General features: G+C 45.1%; 18 protein-coding genes. 12 read left to right on the top strand and 6 right to left on the bottom strand.

Annotated elements, in window-relative coordinates; translation table 11 throughout:
• Positions 1-6: 6 nt before the first annotated feature.
• Positions 7-735 carry an ornithine uptake porin CarO gene (gene carO / locus FTT64_RS08465; protein ID WP_075174740.1) on the bottom strand — a complete coding sequence of 243 codons (729 nt, stop codon included), beginning with the start codon at positions 733-735 and terminating at the stop codon, positions 7-9.
• A gap of 303 nt (positions 736-1038) precedes the next feature.
• Here carO and dapD point away from each other — a divergent pair, with 303 nt between their 5' ends.
• From dapD to FTT64_RS08440, 5 genes are all read left to right on the top strand, one after another.
• Positions 1039-1860: a 2,3,4,5-tetrahydropyridine-2,6-dicarboxylate N-succinyltransferase gene (gene dapD / locus FTT64_RS08460; protein ID WP_005176646.1), complete on the top strand. Its 822-nt coding sequence runs from the start codon at positions 1039-1041 to the stop codon at positions 1858-1860.
• Positions 1861-1955: 95 nt separating this feature from the next.
• A complete protein-coding gene (gene queE / locus FTT64_RS08455) occupies positions 1956-2666 on the top strand; it encodes a 7-carboxy-7-deazaguanine synthase QueE (RefSeq protein WP_180182277.1) in 711 nt (236 codons plus the stop codon).
• 98 nt (positions 2667-2764) lie between these two features.
• Complete coding sequence (gene queC, locus FTT64_RS08450; RefSeq protein ID WP_160241482.1) at positions 2765-3433, top strand: 7-cyano-7-deazaguanine synthase QueC; 669 nt, start codon at positions 2765-2767, stop codon at positions 3431-3433.
• Positions 3434-3449: 16 nt separating this feature from the next.
• Positions 3450-3863, top strand: coding sequence for a hypothetical protein (locus FTT64_RS08445; protein ID WP_005176638.1), 414 nt, complete (start codon positions 3450-3452; stop codon positions 3861-3863).
• 156 nt (positions 3864-4019) lie between these two features.
• A complete protein-coding gene (locus FTT64_RS08440) occupies positions 4020-4481 on the top strand; it encodes a peroxiredoxin (RefSeq protein ID WP_104471274.1) in 462 nt (153 codons plus the stop codon).
• Positions 4482-4556: 75 nt separating this feature from the next.
• On the opposite strand, the gene FTT64_RS08435 is transcribed toward FTT64_RS08440, so the two are convergent.
• Positions 4557-5141, bottom strand: coding sequence for a YceI family protein (locus tag FTT64_RS08435; RefSeq protein ID WP_180182276.1), 585 nt, complete (start codon positions 5139-5141; stop codon positions 4557-4559).
• A 59-nt stretch (positions 5142-5200) separates the two neighbouring features.
• Positions 5201-5770: a nicotinate-nicotinamide nucleotide adenylyltransferase gene (locus FTT64_RS08430; protein ID WP_180182275.1), complete on the bottom strand. Its 570-nt coding sequence runs from the start codon at positions 5768-5770 to the stop codon at positions 5201-5203.
• Positions 5771-5870: 100 nt separating this feature from the next.
• On the opposite strand from FTT64_RS08430, the gene FTT64_RS08425 reads away from it, so the two are divergent.
• Entirely contained in the window at positions 5871-6671 is an 801-nt protein-coding gene (locus FTT64_RS08425; protein WP_104498629.1) for an enoyl-CoA hydratase, read from the top strand.
• A 94-nt stretch (positions 6672-6765) separates the two neighbouring features.
• Positions 6766-7557, top strand: coding sequence for a nitroreductase family protein (locus tag FTT64_RS08420; RefSeq protein ID WP_160243417.1), 792 nt, complete (start codon positions 6766-6768; stop codon positions 7555-7557).
• A gap of 111 nt (positions 7558-7668) precedes the next feature.
• Here FTT64_RS08420 and FTT64_RS08415 read toward each other — a convergent pair whose 3' ends face one another.
• The 3 genes from FTT64_RS08415 to purL all read right to left on the bottom strand — a co-directional run bounded on the left by FTT64_RS08415 (position 7669) and on the right by purL (position 13087).
• On the bottom strand, positions 7669-7986 hold the full coding sequence (locus tag FTT64_RS08415) for a hypothetical protein (protein ID WP_005176621.1): 318 nt from the start codon (positions 7984-7986) through the stop codon (positions 7669-7671).
• 274 nt (positions 7987-8260) lie between these two features.
• Positions 8261-9127: a carboxypeptidase-like regulatory domain-containing protein gene (locus tag FTT64_RS08410; protein ID WP_180103844.1), complete on the bottom strand. Its 867-nt coding sequence runs from the start codon at positions 9125-9127 to the stop codon at positions 8261-8263.
• A gap of 126 nt (positions 9128-9253) precedes the next feature.
• Positions 9254-13087 (bottom strand): phosphoribosylformylglycinamidine synthase, encoded by a 3834-nt coding sequence (purL, locus tag FTT64_RS08405; protein WP_168381678.1) that lies wholly within the window; start codon positions 13085-13087, stop codon positions 9254-9256.
• Between the two features lie 1287 nt (positions 13088-14374).
• Between purL and FTT64_RS08400 the strand changes: the two genes are divergently transcribed.
• From FTT64_RS08400 to ruvB, 5 genes are all read left to right on the top strand, one after another.
• Positions 14375-16012 carry a sodium:solute symporter family protein gene (locus tag FTT64_RS08400; protein WP_016660013.1) on the top strand — a complete coding sequence of 546 codons (1638 nt, stop codon included), beginning with the start codon at positions 14375-14377 and terminating at the stop codon, positions 16010-16012.
• An 11-nt stretch (positions 16013-16023) separates the two neighbouring features.
• Positions 16024-16155, top strand: a complete 132-nt coding sequence (locus FTT64_RS14370) for a putative transporter small subunit (protein WP_005176614.1) — start codon at positions 16024-16026, stop codon at positions 16153-16155.
• Between the two features lie 198 nt (positions 16156-16353).
• Entirely contained in the window at positions 16354-17694 is a 1341-nt protein-coding gene (locus FTT64_RS08395; RefSeq protein ID WP_005176613.1) for a deoxyguanosinetriphosphate triphosphohydrolase, read from the top strand.
• A 188-nt stretch (positions 17695-17882) separates the two neighbouring features.
• Positions 17883-18485 carry a Holliday junction branch migration protein RuvA gene (ruvA, locus tag FTT64_RS08390; protein ID WP_005176612.1) on the top strand — a complete coding sequence of 201 codons (603 nt, stop codon included), beginning with the start codon at positions 17883-17885 and terminating at the stop codon, positions 18483-18485.
• 297 nt (positions 18486-18782) lie between these two features.
• A complete protein-coding gene (ruvB, locus tag FTT64_RS08385) occupies positions 18783-19784 on the top strand; it encodes a Holliday junction branch migration DNA helicase RuvB (RefSeq protein ID WP_005176611.1) in 1002 nt (333 codons plus the stop codon).
• The last annotated feature ends 190 nt before the right edge of the window (positions 19785-19974 follow it).

Here is a 19974-nt window from a genome sequence, read left to right as displayed (position 1 = left end):
TAAAACTTAGAAACGGAAGCTGACACCCAGTTTCGCTACTGGTAGCCATTCGTATTCATTGTCATTACGAATATTTCGCTCTTCACGCTCAACTTGATCACCAAAATCTGCAATAACGCCATCCGTACTTACAGCAGTACCTGAAGGAGTTAATTCAACTGTTGGGTTACCATTATAGTAGGCACCGATCTCACCAAATACACCCCAACGGTTAGTAATTGCTGGAGAGAAACCAATCCCTACATAAGGGGCAATATTATTTTTGTAAGACATTTTACCGTTAATACGAGCATCGCCTTCTGCACGGAATTCTACATCATTGACTCTAAAAGTTTCACCATCACGGATACGGCGATCAACTTCATAGTCATTATCAATATAAGCTACACCAGCTGCCATATAGAACCAGTTCGCCCATGGACGAATTTCAGCATTTAAATATGTCAGGTTATTATCCATATCTAGATCATATTTGGAGCCATTGATAGATAAGTCATCTGACCAGGAAATATCGCCGCCGTTATAACCTAAAGTTACACCTACGTATGGGTTTGCACTCCAAGAAATCGCACCACCATAACCTGTTGTACCAACTTCAGCACGAACTGCAGCGGGTTTAAAGAAAGAGAAAGTTGAAACACCTTCATCTGTCACGACTGTCTGATCTGCCGCCATTGCTGAACCTGCTGCTGTAGCAAGTACGGAAATGGCTAAAATTTTATGTAAAGATTTCATGTAATGTGCTCCTCAAAATAAAAACTTATTTTTCATGTTTAGTACTATTGTTGATAAGCACAATATAAAGAAGTTCCCGCACAGTTTTTATGCACATTTTGCTCATTTTTTGTTATTTTTTGATACAAATCTATGTTTCTTTTTGAAAGATAACTCTTTTTTGAGGCGAAAGTTTAAGCAGATGTTTCTTCTATTGAGCGAAAACATTTTTCTTTATTATTAATTTCGATCTTAGTGCCAATTTTCATCTAACCCATGTTCAATTTAGTGTAAAATCTTGAAAATTTTTTTGGAAGGAAGATCATGTCTCAGCTTTCAACGATTATTGAACAAGCGTTTGAAGATCGTGCTAATTTCACCGCGGCAGACTGCCCGGCTGAAATCCGTCAGGCAGTAGAGGAAGCTATTGCTGGCTTAGATAACGGTACACTGCGTGTAGCGGAAAAAATTGACGGTGAATGGGTTGTACACCAATGGTTGAAAAAAGCCGTTTTGTTATCTTTTAAACTAAACGACAACAAACCAATTGAGTCATGTGATCTTCGTTTCTATGACAAAGTCGATACCAAATTCAAAGGCTGGACTGAAGAACAGTTTAAAGCGGCTGGCGTACGTGTAGTACCCCCTGCAGTTGCACGTAAAGGTTCGTTCCAGGCGAAAAATGTGGTGCTGATGCCATCGTATGTCAACATTGGTGCATATGTAGATGAAGGCACTATGGTCGACACTTGGGCCACTGTCGGTTCATGTGCACAAATTGGTAAAAATGTACACTTGTCTGGTGGTGTCGGTATTGGTGGTGTACTTGAGCCACTCCAAGCCAATCCGACCATTATTGAAGATAACTGCTTCATCGGCGCACGTTCTGAAATCGTGGAAGGCGTGATTGTTGAAGAAGGTTCTGTGATTTCAATGGGCGTTTACATTGGTCAATCTACCAAGATTTATGACCGTGAAACTGGCGAAATCCACTACGGCCGTGTTCCTGCCGGTTCTGTAGTTGTTTCTGGCAGCCTGCCATCTAAATGCGGCACATACAGCTTATATGCTGCCATTATCGTGAAAAAAGTTGACGCGCAAACACGTGCGAAAACCAGCTTGAACGATTTATTACGCGAAGACTAATTTTTCTTTAGTTTAAGCGGAGCTATCGCTCCTCATCTCTACGGTTAGCAATGATCGTAGAGATTTTTGTTTTTCTACCCGGTGGTTAATTTGTTATGAGTACGCTTCGATCTTCCGCTATTCCTGTTTCTGATCCGTCTGCGGGTTTACGCATTACGGAGATCTTCTATTCATTACAAGGCGAAGCCAATACCTCAGGGCTGCCAACTGTATTTATCCGTTTAACCGGTTGTCCGCTGCGCTGTACTTATTGCGATACTACCTATTCTTTTGAAGGTGGCGAGCGTCAGTCGCTTGAAGCAATTATTCAGACCACGCTGGACTTTAACACACCGTATGTCTGCGTGACGGGCGGTGAACCGCTGGCACAGCCGAATGCCCTGCCTTTAATGCAGCGATTAGCAGATTTAGGCTGTGAAGTGTCTCTGGAAACCAGCGGTGCTTTAGATGTGTCTAAGGTAGACCCGCGTGTTTCCAAAGTTTTAGATTTAAAAACCCCAACTTCGGGGGAAGTTGCACGGAATTTGCTTTCAAATCTGGACTATTTGACTGCGTACGATCAAATCAAGTTTGTGATTTGTAACCGTGAAGATTATGAATGGTCGAAGCAGCAAGTAGAGTTATATCACCTGCATAAAAAAGTCAGTACCGTCTGGTTTTCCCCTGCCTTTGAAGTTGAAAATGGTGTCGCACGCATGCCACAACTGGCCCGTGATTTGGCCCAATGGATTTTAGAAGACCATCTCCCTGTTCGTTTTCAGCTACAGTTACACAAACTGCTGTGGAATGACGAAACTGGTCGTTAATCAGGCTGCTATATAATTGCTCTGTTTGCAAAATTAAGCTGCGAAACGCAAAGCTTTATACACGGCTCAAATTGCTTTTTATTATTTTGGAGATTCTGATGCGCCCTCGTGCCATTGTATTGTTATCTGGTGGTTTAGACTCAACAACCTGTTTAGCGTGGGCGCAAGCGCGTTATGAATGTATCGCCCTCAGTTTTCGTTATGGCCAGCGTTCCACGACCGAACTGGACGCTGCCAAAGCCTTAACCCAGCGTGCGGGTGTAGAACATCGTGTTATTAATATAGATTTAGGTAACTTAGGTGGCTCTGCCCTGACCGATCATAATATTGAGGTACCCGAGCAGGAACAGGATGGTATTCCGGTGACTTATGTGCCAGCACGTAACACCATCTTCCTGTCTTATGCGCTGGCAGCAGCGGAAGTATTTGATGCAGAAGCCATTGTTATTGGTATTAACGCGGTGGATTATTCCGGCTATCCGGACTGTCGTCCTGAGTTTATTGAGGCTTTTGCCAATATGGCGCGTTTGGCGACCAAAGTGGGCGTAGAAGGAAAATCACTCAAATTTGAAACACCTTTGTTACATTTATCCAAAGCAAATATCATTCGCTTAGGTCTTGATCATGGCGTAGACTATAGTCAAACGGTGTCTTGCTACCAGGCAGATGACCAAGGACGTGCTTGTGGAAAATGCGATAGCTGTCGTTTACGTAAACAGGGTTTCCTAGACGCAGGTGTGGCTGATCCAACACGTTATATACCGTAATGACAAGGTAGAATCTATGAAGAATTTAAAATCAAACATTATCCTTTCTGCGATTGTGTCTACTGTAGCCGTATTTGCAACATCTGCTCAGGCCAACACAGACAAATTGCAACAGGCATATAAAAGCACCAATGTAAAATCGGCGCTGATTAATGTTTGTAAAGAAGAAACTGCAAAAGGTAAAAAGTTAAGCGCTGCTGAAGTCAGCAAATACTGTACCTGTGCGGTTGAAGCCGATGGCAAGCTGACCAATGCACAAAAATGGGAAATCCAAAGTACCATTAACCAGAAGAAAAGCCCAAGTACCCTTGCTTTTGTCCAAAAACAAAACAAAGACTTACAGGCATGTTTTGGTCCTCAGTTAACCGGTAAATTAAAAACCTTAACTGAAGAAGCCATGAAAGCCGCGCAAGCGCAGCAAAAGAAATAATCATATATTTCCTCCAAAGGCCTGCATCCATTGCAGGCTTTTTTTTACCCAGTTTGCTGCGTTCATTTTTCTCTACCGGTAATTTGTGAGAAAACGCAGGAAATTCGGTATGATAGAGGCAATTTAAAAACTAACATAATGTAAAAGGACGATATCATGAGCGACTTGAACTTACCGAATCAGACTTTTCCGACCACCACGGCGGAAATCAATCTGGCTGAACTACAGGCGGAATGGTTAATTGTGTATTTTTATCCAAAGGATTCCACTCCAGGCTGTACCACGCAGGCGGTAGATTTTTCTGGCCTGAAAGATCAGTTTGAGGCATTGGGTGCGACCATTCTTGGCGTGTCGCGTGATTCGGTGAAAGCACATCAGAACTTTACTGCCAAACAGAACCTGACGATTGATCTGATCAGTGATAAGGAAGAAGTGCTGTGCCAGCATTTTGATGTGATTAAAGAAAAAAATATGTATGGCAAAAAAGTCATGGGAATTGAGCGCTCTACCTTTATTTTCCATAACGGCCAGCTGGTCAAGGAATACCGTAAAGTCAAGGCTGCAGGACATGCCGAGCAGGTACTGGAAGATTTAAAAGCCTTACAAGCCAACAGTTAAACAATTGCTGGATCGGAAAAAAGCCTGAGGTAAGCTCGGGCTTTTAATTCACTCATCACGTCTATTGTTATCTCATTATTGAACACGCCACTGACCTTTAAGCTGAATATTGACCTTTTCTCCAACACCACCCATCGCCTTTTTCATACCAAAATCACTGCGCTGAATTTGGGTTGATGATTGCACATCCAGCAATTTCGGGTTTCCTGTATTCGGTTTTAAACTGGTATGAAAAACAACCGGACGCGTCACGCCGCGTAGGGTTAAATTACCGGCAATACGATATTGATCAGGGCCTAAAGCAGTAAAACGCGTGCTTTTAAAACTGACGGTTTTATATTTTTGGGCATGGAATAAGTCCTCGCCCAGAATCATATGTCTTAAAGAGGGTTTACTCAGCTGCAGACTGTCCACATTTAGCACAAATTGGGTCGAGGCCTGCTGCGGTGCTTTTGGATCAAAATGCATGACCGACTGCACCTGCTTAAACTGCCCTGCAACCAGTTGCACGCCCATTGATTTAATCTCAAAACCGACTTCACTTTTTGAGGTCAGGATCCAGCGCTCGGCATAGGCCGGGCTGATACCCAGCAGCATAATAGCCGCACCCAGTAAGCATTTGGTCTTTGACCTTGCTACATGTGACGGGTTCAAGTTCATCGCTTATCTCCTTGCGGCGCAACTGGCTTTATCTTGTTAACAAGATGGAGCTGGCGAGCTTAGGTGAGATTACTACGGTCTTGTGCATGATATTTGTCTTGTAATTGTTGATAAACCGGCGTGTGCTGAAAATTCTGTAAAAATTTGATTGTGCCCGGCGGGAAAGCATCAGTCCAGATTTCTCCACGAAAATAGGCTTCACGTACCGGTGTAGCAGACATGGCACCTTCCAGACTGTCGAGTTCGACCATCTCCCACTCCGGGAAAAATTGCAGATAATAGGAAGACTCATCTTTAAAATGGCCAATTAAACCGACTTTGGCTTCTGGTCCGGCCACCGTGGCCACCAGCATTTTCACCAGTTTCTGCCATTTTTCATCGTTATATACATCGACCACATGCACAAATTTGATCCGCTGCTGCTGCTCTGAGCTAAAGTTGGACAGAATCATCTGCTGGCGTTCAGCGGCAGTAAACGGATTTTTGATATTGCGTTCATCTTGTGCAGAGCCCAGTGCCAAAATCACGTTTTCACTTTGCTCCAGCGCGATTAAAATGGTCTGCATATGTGCCAGATGAAAAGGCTGGAAGCGGCCAATAAACACAAGATAATCAAATTTATAATTCATAGCACATCAACTTTTATGAACTCACCAGTTGTGGCGTCAACAATAATTTTCGCCATAATAAGCCCATAAATTCAAATTAATTGAAAGCAAGGATAGTACGATGACACTGAGCTGTATTCAACAACCCCATCCACATTTGAATGCGAATTTAGACAATGGCGTACTGACCTTAGCCATTCAGCGCCCGGAAGCCAAAAATGCCCTGTATGGTGAACTGTATCTCTGGATTGCGCAGGCACTGGACGAAGCCGATCAGAATAAAGACGTCCGCGTAGTAATTTTACGCGGAGCCGATGCTGATTTCAGTGCCGGTAACGACATGCAGGACTTCATGAAGTTTATTCAAACACCATTGCAAGGCAAAGCCGGCGATACGCCACCCTTTGTATTGCTAAAAGCTGCTGCACGTTTTTCCAAACCGCTAATTGCTGCGGTGCGTGGTGTAGCCATTGGCATCGGGGTCACGCTGTTATTACATGCAGATTTAGTCTATAGCGACAACACTGCCCTGTTCCAGATTCCATTTGTGAGCCTCGGCCTGTCCCCAGAAGGTGCGTCCAGCAAACTGCTGGTACAGCAAGCCGGTTTCCATAAAGCCGCAGAATTGCTGCTGACTGCACAGAAGTTTAACAGTGACAAAGCGCTCAGTGCCGGTCTGGTCAATAGCATTGAAGTGGAGGTATATGCCACTGCCCAGCAACAGGCGCACATTTTGGCAGCCTTGCCACTGGCCTCTCTCAAACAGACCAAAGCGCTAATGAAACACAATTTGGATGAAATTATTGACTGTATTGATCATGAAGCGGAAATCTTTATGAAACGGGTCGGCTCGCCAGAAATGATGGAAGCTGTACAGGCTTTTATGCAAAAACGTAAACCTGACTTTACCCAGTTTAATTAAGTATTATGCTCATCAACGTAGGTGCAGTCACTGTACCTACGTTTTTATGGTTTAGCTGTTTTCTCTTTTTTTTATCTCTTTTGTGATGGTTCCCATGTCAAATTCGTCAGATCCCTCATCTTTAAACTCTGCATCATCTTCAACCGAGAAAAAACGCTATTACGAACCGGCACCACAAGATATTGATGTCGAAAACTTTCGTAAAGTCATCACCAGCCGCCGTTCGGTACGTAAATTTACCGACAAGCCCATTCCAGCGGATATTTTAGATGCCTGCCTGGATTTAGCCTTACTGGCACCGAACTCCTCCAATTTACAGCCGTGGACCTTTTATGTGGTCCAGAATCCGGCCAAGAAAAAGCAGCTGGTCAAAGCCTGTCTGAGTCAACTGGCAGCCAAAACTGCGGCCGAGCTGATTGTTTGTGTAGCACGCACCGACCGCATTGATGAAATGGCCAAACTCAATATTTCCGAGTTCCCGTTTCCTGAAGCGCCGGCTCCGGTAAAAAAATACTATAAATTTATTCCCTATAATTATAAAACTGGCTATTTCAATGCCTTCGGTCATTTCAAAAAAGTGGCCTTTAAAGTGGCACGTAGCCTGGACAAGCAATTGCCAGTGTCGGCATTTCATCCGGCCGATGCCAAACTGTGGGCCTCGAAAACTACCGCTTTGGCCTGTGAAAATCTGGTGCTGGCCTTACGCGCTTATGGCTTTGACAGCTGTATGATGGAAGGTTTTGATGAGCCAATGGTGCGTAAAATCTTAAAGCTGAATGAACAGCAATATGTGGTGATGGTAATTGCTGCCGGTGAACGTGCGAAAGATGGCGTGTTCTTCCCGCAATACCGGTTTGACCGGGAGTTGTTTATTCAGAAAGTTTAAACAAGATGTAAAAAAGTCCCACTTTTCTTTAAGAGAGAAGCGGGACTGCTGCACAAGGGAGAGCTGATTAAAAGGCTCTCCCTCTCTGTCAGATATTCCAATATTCAATAATTAAAACTGCACATCTATCATCTGAATAAACTCGAATGCCGGTTCTTCATAAGGATGGCTATCTTTTAAGGCACGGGCTACATTTGCTGCGTTATCTTCCGGTACAATGATTTCCACCCGCCATTCCTCTACTTTTTCAAGCGTGCCGACTTCCCCAATATACGGATCTGCGCCACGTAAGGGTTTAAATTGCCCGGTGCCCAGCACCTGCCAGGCACAGTGTTCATAATCGCCGATTCCCCCACCACCGGCTTTAAATACAGCAGCTTTGGTGGCTTCCAGATGCGATTCAGGCACATAAAAAATCAGTTTTAGCATAGTCACTCCCGGTATTGATCTATCTTTCATACCGTATTGACTGGCCTGTTGTCATCTGCTGTTTGCAAGAAATGACCTAAATCCTGAATAGCGCTACATCTGTTTGAATAGATACAGTACTGATCCCAAACAATTGCCCAGCTTTAGCTATGGGTTTGGATGAAACATGGCAATGGAATAGCTAGAATTATTGAATCTTCAAAATCGATCAGATCCTTTATTTGCTTAGGCTATTCCATTGAGCTCATTATTTATCTCAGCAAGGTAATCTACTTTAAATTTTTCTTAAGACGCCTACAATATTCAGCATCTCGAAATTATCCTGATCGGTGTCCAGGGTATGTGACTTAATTTGCACCTGAATATGATCATTCACCTGAAAATGCCTTAACGGAAAACGGTGCTCATTGGCACTATAGGCGCCCGAACTCGGACTGTCCGACAGCAATTGGGTAATACTTAAACGCAGGTCATTTTTTCTGGAGATGGAAATTTTATCCTGATTGGCATACTGGCTCTGAATACCCTTGCCATACAACTGGATACAGAGCTGGTTATACTGTTTTTGCAGTGCCTGCGTATACTGAAAACCATCACTCCAGACCAGTCCTTGTGGCGCGGTCTGAATTCGGGTTTCCGGGTTTTTCACCAGTGAATCATCACCCAGATGAATTAAATGTAGCCCCTGCTGAAACACCACATGCGCTTCGGTTAAAGGTTTGAGCTGGACCAGATGGCTATGCTGATCAATATATAAATGCTGGTTCTGATAGGACAGCAACAGGATTTCCGGTTGATAACCCTCCATCCAGACGGTGCCGGCAATATGATCTGGATAATCATATTCACGAGGCAGATATAAGGTATAGCGGCCATCGGCCTGAGAATGGGTGTAATAGTTGTGTTCGCCCAGCTGCACATAGATTTTGGCTTGGGCGATAGGCTGTCCGCTGGCATCAAATACCTGACCTGAAACTGACCACTTTTCGCCTTGTGGCTGCGTACCAGACTGGGACTGGGTTAAACTGTAATGTAGTAGCTGAGCATATCTGACAGACTCTTGAATCTTGGCACTCTCACCACCACAACCGTTCAGCATAATCAAGCTGGTAAAAATAGGAATGACCGTTCGCATCTGCATTTTTGTTATCCACTTTTATAATTATGCTGTTTATTGTACGGTGCCGGGCAAAATCAGCTATCCCCATTTTGGGATGAAACGCCGATAAAAAAGCCACCCGAAGGTGGCTTTTCAAAATAAGGTCAATTAACCAATGAATTTACGTGCGTTACGGAACATACGTAACCATGCACCATCTTCAGTCCATTCTTCAGGTTTCCAGGAATGTTGTACGGCACGGAAGTTACGCTCCGGGTGCGGCATCATAATCGTGGCACGACCATCTTTAGAGGTCACACCGGTAATCCCTTCTGGAGAACCGTTCGGGTTCAGTGGATAGTGCTGGGTCACATTGCCCTGACTGTCGACATAACGCAGGCTGATCTGGTTACCCGCATTTAATGCGGCAAAGTCTTCAGCGCTAGCCACAGCACGGCCTTCACCATGCGCAACCGCGATTGGCAGAATTGAACCTTCCATACCATCAAACAAAATCGAGTTTGATTTTTCTACACGCACGTTCACAGTACGCGCTTCAAACACTTCAGAGGTATTGCGATGGAAACGTGGCCAATGCTCTGCACCCGGAATCAGTGGTGCTAGTTGTGACAGCATTTGACAGCCGTTACAGATACCCACACTGAAAGTTTCTTGACGGTTAAAGAATTTCTCGAACTGGTCACGCAGTTTGGCATTGAACAGCACCGATTTCGCCCAGCCACCGCCGGCACCTAAAACGTCACCGTAAGAGAAGCCGCCACAGGTGACCAGACCTTCAAAGTCATCCAGGCTGATACGACCGGCCAGCAGGTCACTCATGTGTACGTCAACGGTGTTGAAACCGACTTTATCAAACGCAGCCGCCATTTCAACATGACCATTAACACCTTGCTCACGCAGAATCGCCATGTTTGGACGACGGGTGTTGATGTACGGTGCTTCAACCGGCTCGTTCAGGTCATAAGTTGGCTGTGCGATAATCCCCTGATGGGCTTTATCTGCAATTAAGGCAAATTCCTGATCGGCATTTTCAACGTTGTCACGTAAACGCTGGATCTGATAAGACACTTCTGCCCATGCCTGTTGCAGGTCAGTACGTTCCAGCACTAAACCGTTTACGGCCAACTGGTCAGAGTTGTTGACTGTACCGACAACCGTAATTGCATCTTTCAATGTCGACGCTGCAACTTCAGCTTGTAATGCTTCCCAATCTGCTTTGGCGATTTGTAGCACCGCACCAATTTCTTCAGCAAATAGACCTGCAACTGATTGCTCTTCCAGTGCCACACCCAAGCGTGACGCAAACATCATCTCTGCAACAGTGGCCACTAAACCACCATCACCGATGTCGTGGTAAGCCTTGATTAAGCCACGGTTATTCCAGTCTTGTACCAATGCGAAGAAGGCTTTGAAGTCATCGAAGCTGTCAACATCTGGTGTCACTGAACCAATGGCTTTGTACACTTGTGCCAGAATCGAACCACCCAGACGGAATTGGCCTTTAGACAGGTCGATACGTACCAGTACAGATTCAAGATTTTTCAGTTCTGGTGTTAATGTCTTACGCACATCGGTCACAGGTGCAAATGCAGTGATCACGCCTGACATTGGCGAAGTGACAGATTTGTCTTCACCTTCATCATTCCAGGTGGTACGCATAGACAGTGAGTCTTTACCGACTGGAATGGCAATGCCCAGGGCCGGACACATTTCCATACCAATGGCTTTTACGCCTTCGAACAGTGCCTGGTCTTCACCTTTTTGACCTGCAGCAGCCATCCAGTTTGCAGACAGTTTAATGTCGCCAATCTGGTCAATTTTTGCAGACATCAGGTTGCTGATTGCTTCAGCCACCGCTAAACGTGCAGACGCGGCTGGGTTTAACAACGCCACTGGTGGACGTTCACCCATGGCCATCGCTTCACCGGTATAACCTACCAGGCTTGTGGTTGTCACTGCAGCATCCGCTACAGGCACTTGCCATGGGCCAACCATCTGGTCACGTGCCACCATACCGGTAATCGAACGGTCACCAATGGTGATCAGGAATGATTTAGAAGCAACGGTCGGGTTTTTCAGGACACGGTAAATTGCATCTTTCAGATCTGTCACTTTAGCCGCATCAAAATCATCGCCTTTACGTTCGATGCTTTCGTATGAACGGCTCATACGTGGTGTACCGCCCAGCATCACCTGCATTGGCATATCCACTGGCTTGTTGCCAAAGAGTGGATCTTCAACGGTTAAATGACGCGCTTCAGTCGCTTCACCCAATACTGCAAACGGACAACGTTCACGCGCACAGATCGATTCAAACAGCGCTAGAGATTCTGGACGGATTGCCAGCACATAACGTTCTTGTGCTTCGTTCGACCAGATTTCCATTGGCGACATGCCTGGCTCAAGCGATGGAATCTTACGTAAATCCAGTACCGCACCGAGCTCATGATCGTTGACCAGTTCTGGCATTGCGTTTGAAATACCGCCCGCACCAACGTCATGCACCGATACGATTGGGTTTTCATCTTCCATGCGCCAGCAGGTATCAATCACTTCCTGGCAACGGCGTTCCATTTCCGGGTTTTCACGTTGTACAGAAGCGAAGTCCAGGCTCTCACCCATGGTACCACTGTCTACAGAAGACGCTGCACCACCACCTAAACCGATCAGCATGGCTGGACCACCAAGCACGATAAGTAGATCGCCCGGTTGAATTGCATCTTTTTCGACATGATCCGGACGGATGTTCCCGTAACCACCGGCAATCATGATTGGCTTATGGAAGCCTTTGACTTCGCCATTCACGTTTTGTTCAAAGGTACGGAAGTAACCATTTAAAGCAGGACGACCAAATTCGTTGTTAAACGCCGCACCACCGAGTGGGCCTTCAATCATGATTTGCAGCGGAGAGGCCATACGCGATGGCTTGCCGTAGTTGTCTTCCCATGGCTGTTCAAAGCCTGGAATGTTCAGGTTCGATGTGGTGAAACCGGTTAAACCTGCTTTAGGCTTACCACCACGACCGGTTGCGCCTTCATCACGGATTTCACCGCCTGAACCGGTTGCCGCACCAGCAAATGGAGCAATTGCGGTTGGGTGGTTATGGGTTTCCACCTTCATCAGGATGTGAGCCGCTTGGCTCTTGTATTTATAAACGTATTGACCGTTTTCTTCTTGCGTTGGATAGAAACGCTGGGTATCAAAACCCACAATCACCGAGGCGTTGTCTTTATAAGCTGACAATACATCTGTTGGTGATTCTTTATAGGTGTTTTTAATCATCTGGAACAAAGACAACGGCTGAACTTCGCCATCAATGGTCCATTCTGAACCGAAGATTTTATGACGGCAGTGTTCAGAGTTGGCTTGCGCAAACATCATCAATTCGATGTCGTTCGGGTTACGGCCCAGTTTGGTGAAAGCCTCGGTCAGATAATCAATTTCATCTTCAGACAGTGCAAAACCAAATTCATTATTGGCTTTAACCAGTGCTTCTTTGCCCTGACCCAGAATATCAATCGAGTTTAACGGTTTTGGTGCGGTTTCCACGAACAGTGCGGCTGCATCTGCAATATCAGTAAACACGCTTTCGGTCATGCGGTCATGCAAGATCTGTAATGCTTCTTTAGAAAGCGCTTTTACACCTTTTAGGGTAAACAGCAATCCGCGCTCCATACGGTGCACCGGAATATTACAGTTGGCAAAAATATCCGTCGCTTTAGATGACCACGGCGAAATGGTACCGACACGTGGAGTCACTAAAATTTGGACTTCGTCACTGGCAGGCTGACGTAATTCAAAAGAAGTGCCATCATTTAACAGCTCTAAAGCTGATTGTTGCTGCTGCTCGTTGAGCGCTTGGTCAAACAGATAGATCCATTGGCTATCGAAAGATTGAACAGAACTAATTGACGATAAACGTGATAATAGTTGAGTTTTCTTAAAAGAAGAATGTGCAGGTGCACCGGCCACGATAAACATGCTGATTTTGGCTCCACGGGCAGATCTTTTGGACCTCACCACAATGTGACTTGAAGAGAGCGCATATTCTACTGTGAAATGAGCCAATCAGCTAGAGAGGATTTGATAAATCTGACAGCGAAACGATCAGAGTTTTGATAAAAATCTGTTTATTTCCAGTCAAAAAAATTGAACCGGCCGCGCAGCTTATCATATTTTGTTTCATATCGAGTAAAACTGTATTGATAATTTTTTGCATCAGAAAAATTGTATTATTTTTCAACAGTTCTATACGCATGATGAAAGCTAGCCCAAGATTGTCTGAATAGCCTGCTGCAGAACCAGAAATTAAATTTTTTGTACGAATTAATCATCCTGAAAGCTGAGTACCCATATCCACCCGAAGAGAGCGTTACTGTCATCCGCTCAGGATCTCTTTGGTCTTTGCCTTTGTGAACCTTGAACCCTGAGACTTCACCCCCTCTTAGATGGGATTTTTACGTTCAATATTTCTACTATTTTTCGTCCTGTATTCTCTTGAGTTCAACTTGAGTTATTCACCTAAAAGAAAGAATGAAAATAAGGAAATCCAACCCTTATAATCTCATACCCCGAATATGTCACAAGAGTTTTTTCTATTATGTATTTCACTCCCTAATATCAGGGATAATTTAGTAGTTAATATATCGCCATTCTCAAGAAAAAAACCATATATAAATATCCACCCTAAAATTATCATTGCATCTATTTGATAAATGATTACTTACCTTTCATAAAAAACACTTATCAATAATATGAAGAAATAACATTTAAAATAAATTTCATCCAATTCATTCAACAAAAATTGGTTTAAAATATAAGCTTTGAGTAGCAAGTAAAAATCGAAAAAATATGAATTTTTAAGTTTTGTTACTTTTTTTAACATTTTAAATTAATGCAAACTTCAATAAATTTTAATCCAATCTATAAATTACTGTAATTCCTAAAAAATATTCATATATTTGACCCTGCAAAATCATAGTTTTTATTTAAAAACCACCCCTATATCAGTAAAAAACCTTACTTCCCACTGACTTCATCAGTGAATTTGATGGTTTTATGTTAAGCTCTAGCTCAATTGCTGAGGCAAGGTCCATTTTTGGACTCACCTACGTACATCTTTTTATGCTGTGGATCAAATATCGGCTAGATATTTAAACACCAGATTTCTCATTTTCTGCAGCTTTATGCTCTGCCTGTTTTAGAGCCTTAGTCCGTCACCAAAAGATTTGTTTTTTAAAATAAAGGTGCCTCGCTTAAGGAGTAATTATGTTTCAATTCACTAGTACAACCACTGTACTATTGATGGTGCTTTTTTACGGCATTACCTTTCTACTGTCGTTACGTATTAAACAAAAAAATGAAAATGTCGATGGCTATATGGTCTCGAATGGTTCTATTGGCTTTGGTATGTCTGCGGCCAGCATGACCGCAACCTGGATTTGGGCAGCGTCATTCTATGCAGCTGCCTCTTCAGGTTATAAATACGGCGTTTCCGGTGCCTTGCACTACGGCCTCTGGGGCGCGCTGATGATTTTGTTTATTTATCCTTTTGGTAAGCGCTTTCGTGAGTTGGCACCCAATGCACATACGCTGGCAGAAATTATGCATGCCCGCCATGGCAACCAGAGCCAGATGATTTTAGCAGGTTCCAATATTGTGGGAAGTGTCATCAGTTTGATGGTGAATTTTACTGCAGCAGGTGCCTTGGTCGAAATTTTATCTCCCCTAAGTTTTGTACATGGCGTCTTGATCACCGGGATTGGTGTGCTGTCTTATACCCTCTGGTCTGGCTTCCGTTCCTCTGTATTTACCGATTTTGGCCAGCTGGTGGCGATGATCGTGGCGGCGGTGATCATTATCCCAACGCTGTTCTTCACTTTGGGCGGACCGTCCCTGTTTCAAACGGGTATTCACAACCTGCAGCCTGAACAGCTCGATTTCTTCTCTAAAACTGCATTTCTAGAACAAGGTGCGCCTTTCTTCGTCGCAGTCCTGGCGTATGCCATCGGTAACCAGACCATTGCCCAGCGTTTATTTGCGGTACGGGAAGACTTGATTAAACCCAGTTTTATTACGGCGACGATTGGTTATGCCGCGATTGTGATCGGGTTGGGGATGCTCGGCTTACTGGCCCTGTTTGCCGGAATTCAACCGATTGATGGCAACTTGAATAACCTGATTCCACAAATGGCAGCGACGTATCTCTCTCCATTTATGGTGGCCCTGTTATTTATCATGGTGATCGGTGCGCTGTCTTCAACGGCTGACTCGGATCTGTCTGCGTTATCTGCGATTGTGATGACTGACATTTATGGAAAACAGATTGCCAAAAACCAACCTAATCCCAAGAAAATGCTGTTTATTGGTCGTATAACCATGATTGTCGCCACCATGCTTGGGATCATTATCGCCACTTTAAAATTTGACATTTTATCAATGCTGATTTTTGTGGGTGCACTTTGGGGGTCTATTGTATTTCCGGTAATTGTCAGCCTGTATTGGGACAAAGTGAATTCTCGTGCCTTTAACTGGTCGGTCGGGCTCGCCTTCGTCAGCTTCCTGATTGTCCGTTTTGAATGGATTCCAATCCAGGGCTTGATTGCGCTTGGCTTTGAGCTACTTGCAACCCTGGGTATTGGTGTGGTGCTGGGTCTGATGACCTTTGGTTTCTTCGGCAAAAAAGTCGGTTTGGTGGTGGGTATCTTGGCCAGTATTGGCTTCATGCCATGGACCATCGGCTTCTTGCGTGAATACGGCACCTTATTAAGTTCACTGACTGCTTATGGCAGTAGTGCTCTGGTCTGTACTGTTCTGACCTTAGTCTACAGTAAAGAACGATTTGATTTTAAACAAATCAACAAGATGGTGATTGAATTTCACCAGCTATCTGAGAAAAGTAAATAAGGAGATTTCAGATGACTAGTCAATTATTGACCCTATATGTACTTTTTTGGCCGTTGATCGCAAGCCTGGTCTTGTTCACAATTTGCTTGAATGTCTATAAAGATGCACAACAAGCCAAGGAAACTGGTGAAGGGCTGGTGTAATTTTAACTCTTCATGAAAAAGCAGGCTCATTTGGCCTGTTTTTTTATGGCCGTTTCATATTGTTTGAATCACTTGTCTATATTGAGGAGCAAGATTTTTTCTGCTTTTCATTCCCATGACAATTCATGTCGCCTCACTCTAGTACTGGGCTTGGTTTTTTGGCATGATGCAAAGCAGTAAATAATTGAATAATGATAAATGACACAGATGCGTTGGTTAGAACTGCTTTCGACAGTTCGGATTGGTAGTAAAAAGCAAAGTACTGAACAGGCGCGTAGCCCGTTTCATAAAGATTATGACCGTATTATTTTCTCGCAGAGTTTCCGGCAGCTGAACCGCAAAACCCAGGTCCATCCGCTTACCCAACATGATGGTATTCATACCCGCCTGACCCATTCGCTGGAAGTGTCCTGTATTGGCCGTTCACTGGGGATGCTGGCAGCAGAAAAAATCAAGGATCAGCTGCCTCCGTGGATTACCCCGGCCGATGTCGGCGCGATTATTCAAGCCGCCTGTCTGGCGCATGATATTGGCAATCCGCCTTTTGGTCATGCCGGTGAATATGCCATTCGTGAATGGTTTGATGATGCCTCACATACCGACTTTTTAAAGGACCTAAGTCCGGAACAGGAAGCCGATGTACGCCAGTTTGAAGGTAATGCCCAAGGCCTGCGCCTGCTGACCAAAATTGACTATCATCCGCATGATGGTGGTATGCGTCTGACCTATGCCACCTTGGGTGCCTATTTAAAATATCCGTGGCTGTCGAAAACCATGGCCTCGCAGGGCAATCGTCCAGCCAGTCAGCGCGCCAAATTCGGCTGCTATCAGGCAGAAAAAGACATTCTGAAACAGATTGCCGAACAGCTCGGCCTGATTGAAATCGGACCTTATCGTTATTGCCGCCATCCGCTGACCTATTTACTCGAAGCCGCAGATGACATCTGCTATGCGCTGATTGATCTGGAAGATGGCATTATCCTGAACATGCTCAGCTATGATGAAGTCGAGCCGATTTTCCTGAACCTGATTGGCGATTATGGCATGCCGGAAGAACTGTCTTTGGACAGCACCACCTGGCAGCAAAAAATTGCCGCGCTACGTGGCCGGGTGATGAAACGTCTGGTCGATGAAGTCACCAGCGCCTTTGCCAAGCAGCATGACCAGATTCTTTCGGGCCAGCTGAAAGGGACCTTACTGCAATATTGCTCGGCCGATATTGAAATTGGCATTAACCGGGCCAAAGAACTGGCGCGTGATAAAATTTTTGAACATCCGCAAAAAGCCGGTCTGGAAATTATTGCCCATCAGAGCCTGCAAAGTATTCTGGATGCCTTTATTCCGCTGACCACACCGCATAAAACCTTAAGCTTTAAAGAGCAGCGGCTGATGGCGATTTTGCAGCGTTCCGGTGCCCATTTTGGTCCAGATCACTATGACAATATCATGCAGGTGCTGGATATTATCTCAAAATTCTCGGATCATCAGGCGTATAACCTGGCGCAGGAATTACAAGGCAATAAAGCCGGATTCTTTTAAGTACAGCCTGCCGTTTTGGGAGAACCTCCAAAACTGCTTTATACTTTTGCGCGTGCTGACATTGCTTGTGCAACACCCCGGCCCATCGGCTGTATATCGCAGAGCATCACAGAAAAGTGGATGACTTCAAGATGCAGACGACAGGCTCGGAACTGAAAAATTTAACCGAATAGAAGTGAATAAACTGAATGATTGGATGTCTGATTGGTGAGGTGTTTGCCCTCGAAGCCCCTACGGTCTTATTAAATGTCAATGGTGTGGGCTATGAAGTCGATACACCGCTGTCTACATTTTGCCAATTACAAAAAGGCCAGAAAGTCACCTTATGGACCCATTTAGCAGTCCGTGAAGATGCTCAACTGCTATATGGTTTTCTTGATGCGCAGGAAAAAACCATTTTCCGCACCCTGCTCAAGGTCAACGGTGTTGGTCCAAAAATGGCACTCGGCATTCTATCGACTTTAAGCGTCGACATGCTGATTCACACGGTTGAACATGAAGATATTAACACCCTGGTCAAAGTACCGGGTGTCGGCAAAAAAACCGCTGAACGACTGATGATTGAACTGCGCGACCGCTTTAAAGCGATGGCTGCCGGCAATACACCAAGCAACACCAGCAGCGCACAAATCCAGTTTATGGGGAACTCTGCCGTGGCCGAAGCCGAAGCTGCGTTACAGTCACTGGGTTACAAACCACAGGAAGCACAAAAACTGGTGAATGCTGCCAAAGGCGACTTCACCGAAGCCAGCGACATTATCCGGGCAGCATTAAAGTCGATGAACAAATAGAAAACTCTATCTTGCCTCAAGGCCAGCATGAGATACGCGAAAATGTCATTCGCAACTGTTTGGGGCAGGAAGTATTTGCACAAAAATCTTCCTGCGATATAGTCGAAACGAATCATCTTTTGACGAGTTTTGCGAATGACGATGGTTTTGCTTACTTTTGCCGAATGAGAAATATATTTCGCAAGGTAAGGCCAACCGCAGGTTATTCCCGAAATTTAATTTTCTTGGAACATCCGTCAAAAAGCGCTTTTGACGTCTGCCCCATTAAACTGTATTTACCTGAAGTTTACATAATATATGCAAGACCGTCTTATCAGTGGTTCTGAAAAACCCGAAGATCAAATTGATCGCGCCATCCGCCCCACCTCCCTCGATGACTACATCGGTCAACCGGTGGTGCGTGAACAAATGGAAATCTTTATTGGTGCAGCGCGCGGCCGCGGCGAAGCCCTCGATCATACCCTGATTTTCGGCCCACCGGGCTTAGGTAAAACCACCCTAGCCAATATCATTGCCCGTGAAATGGGCGGCAACCTGAAATCGACTTCGGGGCCTGTGCTTGAACGTGCCGGTGACTTGGCAGCCATGCTGACCAACCTTGAAGAAGGCGATGTACTGTTTATTGATGAAATTCATCGCCTGTCACCAGTGATTGAAGAAATCCTCTATCCGGCGATGGAAGATTACCAGCTGGACATCATGATTGGTGAAGGCCCGGCAGCGCGTTCGATCAAACTGGACTTGCCGGCATTTACTCTGGTCGCCGCCACCACGCGGGCCGGTCTGCTCACTTCGCCGCTGCGTGACCGTTTCGGAATTGTGCAGCGTTTAGAATTCTACTCGGTGGAAGATCTGACCCATATCGTAAAACGTTCTGCCAGTTTAATGGATGTCCCGATGACCGAAGAAGGCGCGGCAGAAATTGCCCGCCGTTCCCGCGGCACACCGCGTATTGCCAACCGCTTGTTGCGCCGGGTACGTGACTATGCCCAGGTCAAAGGCACCGGCGAAGTCACCCATGCAATGGCCCAGCGCGCTCTGGATATGCTCAATGTCGATAAAGATGGCCTAGACACCCTGGATCGTCGCTATCTGTCGATGTTACTGGAACGTTTTGATGGCGGACCTGCCGGGGTTGAAGCACTGGCCGCAGCCATGGCAGAAGATTCAGGCACCTTGGAAGATGTGATTGAGCCTTATCTGATTCAGCAAGGTTATGTGATGCGTACTGCACGTGGCCGGATTGCCACCAATATGGCTTATTTGCAGTTTGGCATGACCCCGCCGGAACCGAAATAACAGCAATGCCTGACCTTCATTGCTTATGAGATGATGAAGGTCTTTGATAAATAACAACTTGAATACATACTCGAACAACAATAATGATGACCGAACAACAACTAATTCAACACCTTCAGCGGCATTTTGATGAGCTGATAGAGCAATTGCAGCCAATCCGGCCCCTACCTTATAGCAAACCATTCCAGTT

Source organism: Acinetobacter sp. Q186-3 (assembly GCF_013420655.1).
Classification (GTDB): Bacteria; Pseudomonadota; Gammaproteobacteria; order Pseudomonadales; family Moraxellaceae; genus Acinetobacter; species Acinetobacter indicus.
Note: the sequence above shows the minus strand (reverse complement) of the source record. Positions and strands in the feature narration are given on the sequence as shown.

What these genes read in the sequence shown, in the direction of transcription:
- carO (WP_075174740.1), bottom strand. Translation starts at nt 735, where the DNA reads ATGAAATCTTTACATAAAATTTTAGCCATTTCCGTACTTGCTACAGCA.
- dapD (WP_005176646.1), top strand. Translation starts at nt 1,039, where the DNA reads ATGTCTCAGCTTTCAACGATTATTGAACAAGCGTTTGAAGATCGTGCT.
- queE (WP_180182277.1), top strand. Translation starts at nt 1,956, where the DNA reads ATGAGTACGCTTCGATCTTCCGCTATTCCTGTTTCTGATCCGTCTGCG.
- queC (WP_160241482.1), top strand. Translation starts at nt 2,765, where the DNA reads ATGCGCCCTCGTGCCATTGTATTGTTATCTGGTGGTTTAGACTCAACA.
- FTT64_RS08445 (WP_005176638.1), top strand. Translation starts at nt 3,450, where the DNA reads ATGAAGAATTTAAAATCAAACATTATCCTTTCTGCGATTGTGTCTACT.
- FTT64_RS08440 (WP_104471274.1), top strand. Translation starts at nt 4,020, where the DNA reads ATGAGCGACTTGAACTTACCGAATCAGACTTTTCCGACCACCACGGCG.
- FTT64_RS08435 (WP_180182276.1), bottom strand. Translation starts at nt 5,141, where the DNA reads ATGAACTTGAACCCGTCACATGTAGCAAGGTCAAAGACCAAATGCTTA.
- FTT64_RS08430 (WP_180182275.1), bottom strand. Translation starts at nt 5,770, where the DNA reads ATGAATTATAAATTTGATTATCTTGTGTTTATTGGCCGCTTCCAGCCT.
- FTT64_RS08425 (WP_104498629.1), top strand. Translation starts at nt 5,871, where the DNA reads ATGACACTGAGCTGTATTCAACAACCCCATCCACATTTGAATGCGAAT.
- FTT64_RS08420 (WP_160243417.1), top strand. Translation starts at nt 6,766, where the DNA reads ATGTCAAATTCGTCAGATCCCTCATCTTTAAACTCTGCATCATCTTCA.
- FTT64_RS08415 (WP_005176621.1), bottom strand. Translation starts at nt 7,986, where the DNA reads ATGCTAAAACTGATTTTTTATGTGCCTGAATCGCATCTGGAAGCCACC.
- FTT64_RS08410 (WP_180103844.1), bottom strand. Translation starts at nt 9,127, where the DNA reads ATGCAGATGCGAACGGTCATTCCTATTTTTACCAGCTTGATTATGCTG.
- purL (WP_168381678.1), bottom strand. Translation starts at nt 13,087, where the DNA reads ATGTTTATCGTGGCCGGTGCACCTGCACATTCTTCTTTTAAGAAAACT.
- FTT64_RS08400 (WP_016660013.1), top strand. Translation starts at nt 14,375, where the DNA reads ATGTTTCAATTCACTAGTACAACCACTGTACTATTGATGGTGCTTTTT.
- FTT64_RS14370 (WP_005176614.1), top strand. Translation starts at nt 16,024, where the DNA reads ATGACTAGTCAATTATTGACCCTATATGTACTTTTTTGGCCGTTGATC.
- FTT64_RS08395 (WP_005176613.1), top strand. Translation starts at nt 16,354, where the DNA reads ATGACACAGATGCGTTGGTTAGAACTGCTTTCGACAGTTCGGATTGGT.
- ruvA (WP_005176612.1), top strand. Translation starts at nt 17,883, where the DNA reads ATGATTGGATGTCTGATTGGTGAGGTGTTTGCCCTCGAAGCCCCTACG.
- ruvB (WP_005176611.1), top strand. Translation starts at nt 18,783, where the DNA reads ATGCAAGACCGTCTTATCAGTGGTTCTGAAAAACCCGAAGATCAAATT.